We start from the raw sequence: 14000 nt of genomic DNA, 5'->3' as shown, positions 1-14000 counted from the left end.
GGCACGCCACCTTGGTCGGCTCGCCTTGCCCGACACGATTCGTCATGCTGGGCGTGATTGCTGCCCGGAGCCAGACCATGACGCATTCGTCCGCCTATCGCCTTGCCGCCTCGGTGCTGCATGGCTTCGACGAGTACCGCTCGCGTTTCAAGCAGATCACCGATGATGCCAGTCGTCGCTTCCGGGACGCGGCCTGGCGTGAGGCCCAGCAGGCCTCGGCGGAGCGTATCGACCTCTACGACGAGAAGGTCCAGGACACCCTGGCCCGCCTCAGGCGCACCCTAGACGATGACGAGCTGACCAACTTCGAGTGTTGGCGGGAAGCCCGGGGGCACTATGCCGATCTGATCGACCAACGGCTCGACTACGAGCTGGCCGAGACCTTCTTCAACTCGATGTTCTGCTCGCTGTTCCACCATCGACACATCCGCAACGACTGGATGTTCGTCTATAGCTCCCGGGAGCGGGCGGCGCACCATTCCGGCCTGCAGCTGTGCCGTTCTCGACGGGTGGGAGGTGACTGGTCGGAGGGGCTGCGATGGGCCCTGAGTGAGGCGCGCTTCGAGACGCCCTTTGTCGACCCGGCGCGGGATGCCGAGCTGGGGAGCGAGGTGCTTGGCCGGCTGCTGCCCGCGGCCATCCAGGAGGACCCCGAGGCCGAGATCGAGCTGATCAAGAGTGTCTTCTACCGCAACAAGGGGGCCTACCTGGTGGGAAGGGTGCTGGGCGGCGGTGAGCAGGTGCCGCTGGTGCTGCCGGTGCTCCATCGGGAAGGCGAGGGGCTGCACCTGGATACGCTGCTGATCGAGCCCGAGGAGGTCTCGATCATCTTCTCCTTCACCCGCGCCTATTTCCAGGTCAAGGTCGTGGTGCCCAGCGAGTTCGTGCACTACCTACAGGAATTGATGCCGGACAAGCCCCAGGGCGAGCTGTATGCCGCCATTGGCTTCTTCAAGCACGGCAAGACCGAGTTCTTTCGGGCCCTGAACCGCCAGGTGGCCAGACGCGAGGATCAGTTCATCATCGCCCCGGGGGTGCGTGGCATGGTCATGGCTGTTTTCGTGCTGCCCTCCTCCCGCACCGTGTTCAAGATCATCAAGGACCGCTTCGACCCGAGCAAGGAGATGACGGCGGAGAACGTGCGCGACAAGTATCGCCTGGTCAAGCGCCACGACCGCGTGGGGCGCATGGCCGATACCCAGGAGTTTTCCAACTTCATCGCCCGCCAGGACCATTTCGACCCCGACTGCCTGGCGCATCTGCTGGAGGTGGCGCCGTCCACTGTCTACCTGCGCGGCGACAAGGTCATCATCCGGCACTGCTATACCGAGCGCATGATGACCCCGCTAAACCTCTATCTCGAGACCTGCGACGCGACGGAGACCGAGGCGGTGCTCAAGGACTACGGCAATGCGATCAAGCAGATGGCCGCCGCCAACATCTTCCCCGGCGACATGCTGCTCAAGAACTTCGGGGTGACCCGCCACGGCCGGGTGATCTTCTATGACTACGACGAGATCTCGTATCTCACCGAGTGCAACTTCCGGCACATTCCCGAGCCGATGTACCCGGAACAGGAGCTGGCCAACGAGCCCTGGTACTCGGTGGGGCCCAATGATATTTTTCCCGAGGAATTCGGTCCCTTTCTGTTCGCCAACGTGCGGCTTCGCAAGCTCTTCTACCAGCTTCATCCGGAGCTGTTCGATGCCGATTACTGGAAGGGGCTGCAGCAGGCCATCCTCGACGGCCGCGTGATCGACGTCTACCCCTATCGCAACAAGCGGCGCTTCACCGCCGACGACGGCAACGGCCTGACCTACTGAGCCGAGACCGACACGCATGGCCAGCAGGAGATGCTCCTATGGGTGAGCAGCGACGCCCCCACCTGGTGGTGTTCACCGGGGCCGGGATCAGTGCCGAGAGCGGCATCCAGACCTTTCGCGCCAGCGATGGCCTTTGGGCCGACCATCCCGTCGAGGAGGTCGCCACCCCCGAGGCCTGGCGGCGCGATCCCGAACGGGTACTGCGCTTCTATGACCAGCGCCGTGACCAGGTGCGCCGTGCCCGACCCAACGCCGCCCACAAGGCCCTGGCGCTCCTCGAGCAGCGGGGCTTCGCTGTCAGCATCGTTACCCAGAACATCGATGACCTGCACGAGCGTGCCGGGTCACGCCATGTGCTGCACCTGCATGGCGAGATCCTCAAGGCGCGCTCCTCGGTGGATCCGCGCATGCACTACCCCTTGCCTAGTGGGGGCATCCGCCTGGGGGACCGCTGCGACAAGGGCAGCCAGCTGCGCCCCGATGTGGTGTGGTTCGGTGAGAGCGTGCCGCATTTCCCCGACGCCTGCGAGGTCGTCGCCCAGGCCGACCTGCTGCTGGTGGTGGGCACCTCGCTTGCCGTGATGCCGGCCGCCTCGCTGCTCGGGCATGCCCCCCTGAAAGCACCCTGCGTGCTGGTCGACCCCGAGGCCCAGACCCTGGCGCCGCCCGGGGTGGCCTGCCTTCGCGCGCCGGCAGGCAAGGGCGTGCCGGCACTGGTGCAGCACTGGACGCGTGAAGGGCGCCTATGGTTGCCGGAGACGCTGCTGGGCGGAGCATGAAGGGTGCGGCATGCTAGAATGCCGGCCCCTCCACCTTCGGGATCCAGCATGCAGGACGATACCACCATCGATCGCGACGGGGACGCCGGTTGCTCTACCGCCCCCGCTGCCGGGCGCACCAAGGATCCCGGGACAGGGCATCCGCGCCCACCACGCCGCGAGTTCAAGGCGCGCGGCAGTTTCGTCTCCCGCTGCGACAGCTGCCAGCTGCCGGCACTCAACTGCCTGTGTCCCTTTCGAGTCACCGCCCGGAGCGAGGCGAAGGTGTGGTTGCTCACCCATCCGCTGGAACACTACAAGCCTACCAACACCGGCCGGCTTATCGGCGATGTACTGACCGATACCGAGGTCTTCACCTGGTACCGCACGGCGCCCGACGAGCGGCTGCTGGCTCTTCTGGATGACGAGCGCTACTCGCCCTTCGTGATCTTTCCCGACGATCAGCCCGACTATGCCGACCGCGTGGTGGGGATGGAGCGTGTCGGGGCCAGCAGGCAGTCGGGCAGGGTGCCGGTCTTCATCATTCTCGACGGCACCTGGCGGCAGGCCCGGCGGATCTTCCGCAAGAGCCCCTACCTCGACCGGCTGCCGGTGCTGCCTCTGGCCACCGAGCGGCGCACCCGCTACCGGCTGCGCAAGCCGGCTTCCGCCGCCCATCTCTGCACGGCCGAGGTGGCCATCGAGCTGCTGCGTCAGGCCGAGGATGCGGAGGCGGCCGAGGTGCTCGACGACTATTTCGATGCCTTCAACGACAGCTACGCTGCCAGTCGGCGCCACGAGAAGCTCGAAGCGCCGACGGCAGCCATGCGGCGTCTGCTGAAGAGAGCCGCTCGCTGAGCCAGAGTCCTTTGTCCGCTGACACCGCCGCCCGGTCGTGCTCCGGGCGGGGGCCTCACTCGCTGTGCTTGCTGAGGATCCAGTCGACCAGTTGCTCGGCTTGTTCCTCGCTCACTTCGGGACGCTCACCGGGCTCCGGCATGGTCGCCGACCCCCAGTGATCCTCACCCCCGGCCATCACGACATCGATCAGGTACCCTTTCATCTGTGTGCCGGCGTATTTGGCGGCGATGCTGTTGAAGCTCGGCGTCCTTGGGGTGTCGTCGTCCCGGGCGTGGCAGCTCAGGCACTGCTTCTCCTCTGCCAGCTGCATCACGTCCTCGGACGCCGCCGTTGCAGAGGAGGCGCCCAGGAACAGAAAGAGGAGCGCCATGGATGCAATGGGCGTATTCATGTCCTTGTTCCCCCTTTTCATCCGGAGACCTTCATCCGGATGCTCGCTATGGATGATGGGCTGATCAGGCTGCCATGACGGCATGTGACGCGTCCGCGGCAGCTGCCCTTAAACTTAGGCCAGCTACCCCGCCAGGGCCATGAAGGGGGTTCTGATTTTTCTCATGCTCAAGGCCCGTCATCGCCGGGTGGCGATGACGGGCCCCATCCTGGCAGGCCGACCATCCGGATCGGTCAGCCGCCGAACAGCTTCCCGGCAATGCGGAAGCCGGCGATCCAGGTGCCGGCGGCGGAGCCGAGGGTGGCGGTGAGGAACACCAGCAGGGTGCGCGAGACCCGGTTTCGCCACCAGCCCTTGAGCTCGGTGACATCGTGTCGCAGGCTCGAGAAGTCCCGTACCTTGGGCTTGCGCAGCCACAGTTCGACGCCCGCGGCCACGAAGCCGGCGCCGATGGTGGGATTGAGCGAGGTGAGTGGGGCGGCGACGAAGGTCGCCGCCACCGTAAGCGGGTGGGCCAGGGCGATCAGGGTTGCCGCGCCGGAGAGCACACCGTTGATCAGGAACCACTCCACCACCAGCTGCCAGCCGAGCTCAGTGTTGCGCGAGAAGCCGATGGCGAAGCCGGTCAGCACCAGCGCGGTGATCGCCCAGGGCAGTGCCTTCCAGACCTTCGACGGCGGCGGCGTGGCCTCCAGAGCCTCACGCTCCAGGCGCGGCGCCTCGGGCAGCGGCTGTTCCAGCTGTTCGGCCATGCCCTTCATGTGGCCGGCGCCGATCACCACCAGCACGTGGCGATAGCGGCCGGGGGCGGCGTCCTCCGCCAGGCGAAGCACCATGTAGCGGTCGCGCTCGGTGATCAGCGGCGTGTAGAGGGAGGCCGACTCGGCGGCGAACTCGCTGAAGGTGGACTCCAGGACGTCGCCCTCCTTGAGTCGCTCGATTTCCTCAGCGGAGACCTGCTGGCGAGACAGCACGCTGCCGAGCAGGCCGGAGAAGATCGAGAAGCGCTGCCACCAGGGCACGTTATGGTAGATGCGCTTGAGGGTGGTGCCCACGTCGCGGTCGATCAGCATCAGCGGCAGGTCCGCATCGCGGCTCTCCTCCAGGGCGGCGCGCATCTCGGCACCAGGCTCGATGCCCGACTGCTCGGCGAGGCGCTGCTGGAAGGCGCCCAGTGCCAGGCTGGCGGCGACCATGCCGGCCTTGCCCTGACGAAATATCTGGAACAGGTCCTGCTCGCCCAGGGCATCGGGATGGGTCAGGCTGTGGTGGCGCGATTCGCACAGCTCGATGGCCACGGCATCGAAGTCGCCGGAACGAATCAGCGCGCGCACGTCCGCGGCGCTCTCGGCGGAGACATGGGCGGTGCCCAGCAGGCTATAGCGGGTCTCGCCCACCACAAGCTCTCGGCGCGGGCCGCTGGTGGTCGCGTGCTGCGGGGGAGTGATCACGGAGTCCTGGGAGTCGGTCATGGACGCTCGGGTCTGTAGGATGAAGGCTCGATTATCCACGAAGCGTTGAGGCAGGCCAATCCCGCCGCTCAGGGGGTATCCCACGGGTCAGCGGTTCCCGTCACTTGCGCCAGAAGGCCGGGGTGAAGAGCACCAGCACGGTGAAGATCTCCAGGCGGCCGAGCAGCATGGCCACCACCAGGATCCACTTGGCCAGGCTCGGTAGGTCGCCATAGTGGGCGGAGGCCTCGCCCAGCGCCGGCCCCAGGTTGTTGAGTGCCGAGCCCACCGTGGACCAGGCGGTGACCTGGTCTACCCCGGTGGCCATCACGCCCACCAGCATCAGGAAGAACAGCATCACGTAGGCGGAGAAGAAGCCCCACACCGCCTGGGCGATGCCGTCGGGCACGCTGACCTTGCCGATCTTCACCGTGATCACCGCATTGGGGTGGATCAGACGCATCACCTCGCGCATGCCTTGCTTGAGGATCAGGATGATGCGGATCACCTTCATGCCACCACCGGTGGAGCCGGAGCACCCGCCGACGAAGGCCGCGACGAACAGCAGGAAGGGCAGGGCGCCTGGCCAGGTGGAGAAGTCCGCCACGGCGAAGCCGGCCGTGGTGGCAATGGAGACCACCTCGAACAACGCATGGCGGAGCCCCTCGGCGGTCGAGTAGATGCCGGTCAGCCACAGCGAGACCGCGGTGATCACCGTCAGTCCACTCAGGAAGAGCATCAGGAAGCGCGCCTCGGGATCCTGGAAGTAATGGATCAGGCTGCGCTGGCGCCAGGCCAGGAAGTGCAGGCTGTAGCTGAAGGCAGAGATCAGCAGGAAGCCGGTGCAGATCAATTCGATGGCGGCACTGTCGAAATAGCCGATGCTGGCGTCGTGAGTCGAGAAGCCGCCGATGGCCACGGTGGAGAAGCTGTGCCCCAGGGCATCGAACCAGTTCATGCCGGCGGCCATGTAGGCCAGCATGCAGGTGAGGGTCAGGGTGGCGTAGATGTACCAGAGCGCCTTGGCGGTCTCGGTGATGCGCGGAGTGAGCTTGGAATCCTTGAGCGGGCCCGGGATCTCGCTGCGGTAGAGGGCCATGCCGCCGACCCCCAGGGTCGGCAGGATGGCCACGGCCAGCACCACGATCCCCATGCCGCCCAGCCACTGCAACTGCTGGCGGTAATAGAGGACCGCCTTGGGCAGGAAGTCGATGCCGGTGATCACCGTGGCGCCGGTGGTGGTCAGTCCCGAGAAGGACTCGAACACCGCGTCGGTGATCGTCAGGGCCGTGTCGCCGGTGAGCATCAGCGGCAGCGAGCCGAACAGTCCCAGCACGCTCCAGAACAGCGCCGCGATGAGGAAGCCGTCGCGGGTGCGCAGTTCCTTGCGGGCACCCCGGTTGGGCAGGTACATCATCGCCCCGGTCGCCACGGTGATGCCGATGGCCACCACGAAGGCCTTCCACATGCCGTCGCCGAACAGCAGCGAGATCAGGATAGGCGGCACCATGGTCAGGCTGAACATCATCAGCAGCAGGCCCAGGATGCGCAGGATCATGCGCAGGCTCATCAGGCGGCTCTCCTCGGGTCGCCGGTGGTGGCGGGAAACGTCATCAGAAGAAGGTCAGCCCGACCTGGAAGAGCCGCTCCACGTCTCGGAGCCGGCGCTTGTCGATCACAAACAGGATGATATGGTCACCGGATTCCACCACCACGTCATCGTGGGCGATCAGCACCTCCTTGCCGCGTACCACGGCACCGATGGTGGTGCCCTGGGGCAGGTCGATGTCACCGATGGCGCGGCCGACCACCTTCGATGACTGGGTATCGCCATGGGCGATGGCCTCGATGGCCTCGGCGGCGCCGCGGCGCAGGGAGTGGACATTGACGATGTCGCCGCGCCGCACGTGTGTCAGCAGGCTGCCGATGGTGGCCTGCTGGGGGGAGATGGCGATATCGATCTCGCCTCCCTGCACCAGGTCCACGTAGGCGGCGTTGTTGATCAGCGTCAGCACCTTCTTGGCTCCCATGCGCTTGGCCAGCATCGATGACATGATGTTGACCTCGTCGTCGTTGGTCAGCGCGCAGAAGATGTCGCAGTCCTCGATGTTCTCCTCTTCCAGCAGCCGCTTGGCGGTGGCGCTTCCATGCAGCACCACGGTGCGATCCAGACGCTCGGAGAGCTGTGTGCAGCGGTTGAGGTTGTGCTCGATGATCTTGACCTGGTGGCTGTGTTCCAGGTGCTCCGCCAGCCGCTCGCCGATGTTGCCGCCCCCGGCGATCATCACCCGGTGGAAGTCGCGGTCGAGTCGACGCAGTTCGCTCATCACCGCCCGGATGTCGCGGCGGGCGGCGATGAAGAATACCTCGTCGTCGGCTTCGATCACGGTATCCCCGCGGGGGATGATTGGCCGATTGCGCCGGTAGATGGCTGCCACCCGGGTGTCGACGCTGGGCATGTGGCGACGCAGGAAGCCCAGCTCCTGGCCGACCAGGGGGCCGCCATAGAAGGCCTTCACCGCCACCAGCTGCACCAGGCCACTGGCGAACTCCAGCACCTGCAGGGCCCCGGGGTGCTCGATCAGGCGGCGGATATGATCGGTGACCACCTGCTCGGGACTGATCAGCACGTCGATGGGTACCGCATCGTGGGCGAACAGCCCCTTGCGGGTGAGGTAGGCGGTGGCACGAACCCGGGCGATCTTGGTGGGGGTGCGAAACAGCGTGTGAGCCACCTGGCAGGCGATCATGTTGACCTCGTCGGAGTTGGTCACCGCGATCAGCATGTCGGCGTCCTCACAGCCGGCCTGGCGCAGCACCATCGGATAGGAGCCGGCGCCGGATACCGTGCGGATGTCCAGGCGGGTGTGGAGCTCACGCAGGCGTTCGTTGTCGGTATCCACCACCGTGATGTCGTTTTCTTCCCGTGCCAGGTGTTCTGCCAGGGTGCCGCCGACCTGGCCGGCGCCCAGAATGATGATCTTCATCGTTGTGCTATCCGCTCTGGTCAGACCCGGGGGATCGAAGGCGGCACACCTTGTGCGCCGCAGCATACCTTAGGCAAGACTAAACCAGCCATTGGCAGAAAAACAGCTCACGCCATGGTTCAGTCCAGGGTGAAGCCGACCTTGATGGTGACCTGCCAGTGGGCGACACGCCCGTGCTCGATGTGGCCGCGGGTGTCCAGGACCTCGAGCCAGCGCATGCCGTGCAGGCTCTCAGCGGCCTTGGTCAGGGCGTTCTGGATGGCGTCCTCTATGTCCTTCTCAGAGGACCCCGTCAGCTCGATATGCTTGTAGGTGTGATGGCTCATGAAGCCTCCTGTATCGCGGATCGGTTCGCGGATCGATAGCGCCGCCCGTCAGGCAGTGCGCTTCCCCAGTCTGGCATAGAAGAAGCCATCATGGCTGTCGGGTTCGGGCAGCAGCTGCCGCCCGACGCCCGAGACGCGTCCCCAGCCCATCTCGGCCGGGGTGGTAGCCTCGGCATCGGGGGTGCGGGCCAGGAAGGCGTCGATCTGCGCGGCGTTCTCCTCGGGCAGCACCGAACAGGTGGCATACAGCAGCGTTCCTCCGGGGCTTAGCAGCGGCCAGAGGTTGTCGAGCAGGCGGGCCTGGAGCTCGGCCAGCTTCGCGATGTCCGAGGGGCGGCGCAGCCGCTTGATATCCGGGTGGCGGCGGATCACGCCGCTACCGGAACAGGGCGCGTCGAGCAGGATGGCATCGAAGGGGGTGCCGTCCCACCAGTCGCGGCCGGTGGCGTCGCCCTCGGCCAGGGTCGCCGAGAGTCCCAGGCGAGCCAGGGTGTCCTCGACCCTGGCCAGGCGGGAAGCGTCACTGTCGATGGCCTGCAGGTCGAGGTCGAACAGTTCCAGCAGGTGGGCGGTCTTGCCGCCCGGGGCACAGCAGGCATCCAGCACCCGGGCACCGGGGCGCGGGGCCAGGGACGGCCCGAGCAGCACGGCTGCCAGCTGGGCGGACTCGTCCTGGACGCTGACGTGGCCCTCGGCGAAGCCGGGAAGCGTCTCGACATCGCGGGGCGTCTCCAAGGTCAGGCCGTCCGGGGCATGCAGGCAGAGGCGCGCCTGGATGCCGGCACTATCGAGGCGGTCCAGATACTTCTCACGATCACCATGGCGACGGTTGACCCGCAGTGTCATCGGGCCCGGCACGTTGTTCGCCTCGCAGACAGCCCGCCAGTCGTCGGGCCAGGCCTGGCGCAGGGCCTTGAGCCACCACTTGGGGTGCAGCAATGCCGAGGCCGGCTCGCGGTCCACTTCCGCCTGGAGCTCGGCGCTCTCGCGCTGCAGGCGGCGCAGGCAGCCATTCAGCACTCGGGTCGCCCACTCCTTGCCCAACAGGCGGGCGGCGCCGGCGGTCTCGCCCACGGCGGCATGGGCCGGTATGCGCAAGTAGAGCAACTGGTGGATGCCGATCAGCAGCAACGCCTGTACATCGGCATCGCGGGCCTTGAATGGCTTGGCCAGGAGCTTTCCGGCCAGTGCCTCGAGCCTGGGCAGGGTGCGGCAGGTGCCATAGCAGAGTGCCTTGAACAGGGCCCTGTCCCGGGCGACCACCTGATGGTCATCGAGGCCGGTGAGTGAGCCCTTGCCGGTGATCACCGGGGCCAGGGCACGGGCGGCGGCGGCGCGCACGGCCATGCCGTTGTCGCGGTGACCTTCCCGGGAGTGCGGGGTCTTCTTCTCCTGGCTCATGCCGGGGCCTCCTCGTCGTTGTGCCCCAGGCGAAAGCCGGGGGTGAACCTGTCGGAGCGGGCCTTGAGCAACTCACGCACCTCCATGGCCTTGCCACCGGGCAACTGCGCGCGAGTCACCGCCAGCACCTGGTCGCCGGCCTCGCCGCAGGCGATTCGCAACGCATCGGCCTCGGGGGCGAGCAGGGTGCCGGGGCGTGCCGGGAGATCGTGTGGTGCCGGAAGGGTGGCCCGGGCCATCAGCAGGCGCAGGCGGTCCTCGCCCATGGGGCACCAGGCCACCGGCCAGGGGTTGAAGGCGCGGACCCGGGCGGCCAGTTCGCCGGCCGGGCGTCGGAAGTCGAGCTCCGCCTCGGCCTTGGAGAGCTTGGCGGCGTAGGTGATGCCTTCCGCCGGCTGAGGAGCGGTGGCCAGCCCCTCCCCGGAGAGTGCCTCCAGGGCCTCGATCAGCGCCTTGCCGCCGAGACTCGCCAGGGTGTCGTGGAGCTCGCCGCCGGTAGTGGTTTCAGTGATCGGCGTACGCTTGACCAGCAGCATGTCGCCCGTATCGAGCCCCTCGTCCATCTGCATGATGGTCACCCCACTCTCGCTATCGCCGGCCTCGATGGCGCGCTGGATGGGAGCGGCGCCGCGCCAGCGGGGCAGCAGCGAGGCATGCACGTTGAGGCAGCCCAGCCGGGGGGTGTCGAGCACGGCGCGGGGCAGGATGAGCCCGTAGGCCACCACCACCATGATGTCCGCCTCCAGGGCGGCCAGTTCGGCCTGCACCTCGGGCGCCTTCAGCGTCTCGGGCTGGAGGACAGGCAGGCCATGGGTCATCGCCAGGGCCTTGACGGGGCTCGGCGTCAGCTTACGGCCACGTCCCGCCGGGCGGTCTGGCTGGGTATAGACGGCGATGACGTCGTGTCGGCTCGCCAGCAGCGCCGACAGGCTCTCGGCGGCGAAGTCGGGAGTGCCGGCGAAGATGACGCGCAGGGGTCGGGACATGTTCAGGGCCTTGCCAGTGGGCGATGTCCCTCATGATAACGGAGGCGACCATAAACGACGAAGGCCGACGCGTAAACGTCGGCCTTGGTGCGGGATATCGGCAAGGGGGTCAGGCGGGTTGCATCTGCTTGTGACGCTTCTGCATCTTCTTCATCACCCGATCACGCTTGAGCGGGGAGAGGTAGTCGACAAACAGCACTCCCTCCAGGTGGTCGTACTCATGCTGGATGCAGTGGGCAAGCAGTCCCTCGGCTTCGAGTTCGTAGGGCTGACCGTCTCGATCCAGGGCCTTGAGGTGCACCTTCAGCGCTCGCGGTACCTCGGCATAGTACTCCGGTATCGACAGGCAGCCCTCCTGCATCGGATCACGCTCGTCGCCGATGGGCGTGAATTCCGGGTTGATCAGCACCAGGGGGCTCGAGCGGTCGTCACTGACGTCCATGACGATGACCCGGCGGTGCACGTCCACCTGGGTGGCGGCGAGTCCGATGCCGCTGGCGTCGTACATGGTCTCGAGCATGTCGTCGACCAGTCGGCGTACCTCGTCGTCTACCGACGCGACCGGCACCGCGATGTTGCGCAACCGCTCGTCGGGAAATTCGAGGATAGGTAATTTGGCCATGGCGTTGGAATCACCGTTATGCTGTCATTTACAGGATGACACTATTCTAGGTGTACGCGTTCAATGGCGAAACCGTCGAACGCGCATCACATCGATAGCATGTGACTATACCACGTCGCCGACGTTCCTTGGGCGCCGGGCGTGAGTCCAGCAACGCGGGGGAGAGCAGGGATGAGACAGACAGGATGCACAGTGGGGTGGTGTCGGCGGCTGACGGGTGGGCTCGTTGCCTTGCTGGTGGGCGGGGTGCTCGGGCTCGGCACCAGTCTGGCCCAGGCCCAGGGACTCTCCTGGGATGACGGCCTGAGGGGCGACGCGCCCGATCGTTACACCGTGGTGAAGGGGGACACCCTGTGGGACATTTCCGGTCGCTTCCTGCAGCACCCCTGGCAGTGGCCCGAAGTGTGGCAGGTCAACCCGCAGATCAGAAATCCACACCTGATCTATCCCGGCGATATCGTCTATCTCTATGACTGCAACGGCCGCCCCTGCCTCGGTCTGGAACGCGGTCAGGGCTTTGCCCGACTGTCGCCGAAGGTGCGCACCACGTCGCACCGCGAGGCCATCGAACCGATTCCGCTGGATGCCGTGCGTCAATTCCTTCGCGATCACCGTGTCATCGAGGACTCCGAGATGATGGACGAGCTGGCCTATGTGATCGCCGGGGACGATGGTCGGCTGATAAGTGGCAGCGGCGATCGGCTCTATGCCCGGGGACGTGTCGAAGGCGGAGGCCGCGTGGGCCTCTACCGAGTGGGCGAGCAGTATACCGACAGCGTCACCGGCGAGTCGCTTGGACTCGAGCTGGAGAGCGTCGGCGAGGCGCGTCGACTGCGGCAGGAGGATGACATCGTGGTGATGGAGGTCACCTCTTCCAGTCAGGAGGTTCGCAGCGACGACATCGTGCTGCCCCTCGAGGATCGCCGCCTGGTCAACGAGTTCTTGCCGCGGGCGCCGGACCATGAGGTCGACGGCCATATCCTGGCGGTGCCAGGGGGCGTTCGCTTCATCGGTCGCCTGCAGGTGGTGGCGCTCGACCGCGGCCGCCGCGATGGCCTGGAAACAGGGCATGTGCTGATGGTCGAGCAGCAGGGGGAACTGGTCGATGACCCGCGAACCGGCGAGGCGCTGCGCCTTCCCGGTGAGGATGCCGGCCTGGTGATGGTCTTCCGCCCCTACGAAAAGATGAGCTACGGCCTGGTGATGGAGGCCAGCCGCACTCTCTCCGTGGGCGATCGTATCCATAGCCCGAAGCGCCTGCTGGATACGGCGCTGCGCTAGGGAAGCCTCGCCAGGTGCAATCGCGCGAGTGGCTGGCCATTGCCCGGTTGCCCGGGGTCGGAGCGGCTCGCCTGGCCGAACTGGCGGCGGCTTGTCCCGATTGGCCGGCCGGCTGGCTGGCCCTGCTGCCCCGGGAGGCCGCCACGGCTCTGCGGCTGTGGCTCGATCATCCCGCGCGCAGCCCCCTCGCCGCTGACCTGGCCGCGGATGAGGCCTGGCTCGGCGCCGGACCCGCCCGGCACCTGCTCCATCCGGACCATTCGCACTGGCCGAGGCTACTCGGGCAGATCGCCGACCCCCCGCCGGTGCTCTGGGCGATGGGGGACCTGTCGGCACTCGACCCGCCGCGACTGGCCATGGTCGGCTCGCGACGCCCGACCCGGGAGGGGCTCACCAATGCCGCAGGCTTCGCCAGGGAGCTGGCCGGGCGAGGCTGGTGCGTGGTCAGTGGCATGGCGTTGGGCATCGACGCCGCCGCCCAGCAGTCGGCTCTGGAGGCCGGCGGAACCAGCGTGGGTGTGCTCGGTTGTGGCGTGGATGTCGTCTACCCGCCTCGCCACCACCGCCTCCATCGGCGGCTGCAGGAATCGGGCGGGCTGCTGCTCTCCGAACACCCTCCCGGCACCCAGGCGCGGGCCGGCTACTTCCCGCGGCGAAACCGCATCGTCACCGGTCTGTCGCTTGGAGTGCTGGTAGTGGAGGCCGCCGAGAAGAGCGGCTCGCTGGTCAGTGCCCGCCTGGCCCTCGAGCAGAACCGGGAGGTCTTCGCCCTGCCCGGTTCCATCCACAACCCCATGGCCAGGGGGTGCCTGCAGCTGATTCGCGATGGCGCAGTGCTGGTACGCCAGATGGATGACATCCTCGCCGAATTCAGCCAGTGGGCCGTCGCCACCGCCATCGATCCCCCGCCTGCATCCGGCCCGGATCCGGCGGGGGAGGATTCGCTGCTGCGCTGGCTCAGCGACACCCCCACGCCGGTGGATGCCCTGGTCTCGCTGACCGGTCGCGGCGTCGCCGACTGCCAACGCGGCCTGCTGGAGCTGGAGCTCGAGGGCGCCGCGACCCAGGCCGCCGGTGGCTGGGTGCGCCTGCCGACCCGGCCGGGAGCGTGAT

At 66.9% G+C, this 14000-nt stretch carries 13 protein-coding genes; 5 read left to right on the top strand and 8 right to left on the bottom strand.

Translation table 11 applies throughout. The features are described from left to right. The first annotated feature begins 77 nt into the window (after positions 1-77). Genes aceK through ABE960_RS02575 form a run of 3 tightly spaced genes read left to right on the top strand, consistent with a single transcriptional unit; the run spans position 78 to position 3439 of the window. Positions 78-1823, top strand: coding sequence for a bifunctional isocitrate dehydrogenase kinase/phosphatase (aceK, locus tag ABE960_RS02585; RefSeq protein ID WP_349760658.1), 1746 nt, complete (start codon positions 78-80; stop codon positions 1821-1823). A 38-nt stretch (positions 1824-1861) separates the two neighbouring features. Further along, on the top strand, positions 1862-2602 hold the full coding sequence (locus ABE960_RS02580; RefSeq protein WP_349760657.1) for an SIR2 family NAD-dependent protein deacylase: 741 nt from the start codon (positions 1862-1864) through the stop codon (positions 2600-2602). A gap of 48 nt (positions 2603-2650) precedes the next feature. After that, positions 2651-3439: a tRNA-uridine aminocarboxypropyltransferase gene (locus tag ABE960_RS02575; protein ID WP_349760656.1), complete on the top strand. Its 789-nt coding sequence runs from the start codon at positions 2651-2653 to the stop codon at positions 3437-3439. 55 nt (positions 3440-3494) lie between these two features. Here the strand turns inward: ABE960_RS02575 and ABE960_RS02570 are convergent, their stop codons facing one another. The 8 genes from ABE960_RS02570 to def form a co-directional block, all read right to left on the bottom strand. Continuing rightward, positions 3495-3833 carry a c-type cytochrome gene (locus ABE960_RS02570; protein ID WP_349760655.1) on the bottom strand — a complete coding sequence of 113 codons (339 nt, stop codon included), beginning with the start codon at positions 3831-3833 and terminating at the stop codon, positions 3495-3497. Positions 3834-4066: 233 nt separating this feature from the next. Further along, positions 4067-5305 (bottom strand): TraB/GumN family protein, encoded by a 1239-nt coding sequence (locus ABE960_RS02565; RefSeq protein ID WP_349760654.1) that lies wholly within the window; start codon positions 5303-5305, stop codon positions 4067-4069. Positions 5306-5405: 100 nt separating this feature from the next. Further along, complete coding sequence (locus tag ABE960_RS02560) at positions 5406-6854, bottom strand: TrkH family potassium uptake protein (RefSeq protein ID WP_349760653.1); 1449 nt, start codon at positions 6852-6854, stop codon at positions 5406-5408. A gap of 43 nt (positions 6855-6897) precedes the next feature. After that, positions 6898-8271: a Trk system potassium transporter TrkA gene (gene trkA / locus ABE960_RS02555; RefSeq protein ID WP_349760652.1), complete on the bottom strand. Its 1374-nt coding sequence runs from the start codon at positions 8269-8271 to the stop codon at positions 6898-6900. Positions 8272-8390: 119 nt separating this feature from the next. Continuing rightward, a complete protein-coding gene (locus tag ABE960_RS02550; protein WP_349760651.1) occupies positions 8391-8597 on the bottom strand; it encodes a dodecin in 207 nt (68 codons plus the stop codon). Between the two features lie 48 nt (positions 8598-8645). Then, positions 8646-9998 (bottom strand): 16S rRNA (cytosine(967)-C(5))-methyltransferase RsmB, encoded by a 1353-nt coding sequence (rsmB, locus tag ABE960_RS02545; protein WP_349760650.1) that lies wholly within the window; start codon positions 9996-9998, stop codon positions 8646-8648. Further along, complete coding sequence (gene fmt, locus ABE960_RS02540; RefSeq protein ID WP_349760649.1) at positions 9995-10984, bottom strand: methionyl-tRNA formyltransferase; 990 nt, start codon at positions 10982-10984, stop codon at positions 9995-9997. The genes rsmB and fmt overlap by 4 nt, the downstream gene beginning before the upstream one ends. A 109-nt stretch (positions 10985-11093) precedes the next feature. Continuing rightward, positions 11094-11606: a peptide deformylase gene (gene def / locus ABE960_RS02535; RefSeq protein ID WP_349760648.1), complete on the bottom strand. Its 513-nt coding sequence runs from the start codon at positions 11604-11606 to the stop codon at positions 11094-11096. Positions 11607-11777: 171 nt separating this feature from the next. Here def and ABE960_RS02530 point away from each other — a divergent pair, with 171 nt between their 5' ends. Both ABE960_RS02530 and dprA read left to right on the top strand, forming a co-directional pair. After that, positions 11778-12887: a LysM peptidoglycan-binding domain-containing protein gene (locus ABE960_RS02530; protein ID WP_349760647.1), complete on the top strand. Its 1110-nt coding sequence runs from the start codon at positions 11778-11780 to the stop codon at positions 12885-12887. Positions 12888-12901: 14 nt separating this feature from the next. Continuing rightward, on the top strand, positions 12902-13999 hold the full coding sequence (gene dprA / locus ABE960_RS02525) for a DNA-processing protein DprA (protein WP_349760646.1): 1098 nt from the start codon (positions 12902-12904) through the stop codon (positions 13997-13999). The last annotated feature ends 1 nt before the right edge of the window (position 14000 follow it).

This window comes from Halomonas aquatica (assembly GCF_040196335.1).
Classification (GTDB): domain Bacteria; phylum Pseudomonadota; class Gammaproteobacteria; order Pseudomonadales; family Halomonadaceae; genus Halomonas; species Halomonas aquatica.
This window is presented reverse-complemented; position numbering and strand designations above follow the sequence as displayed.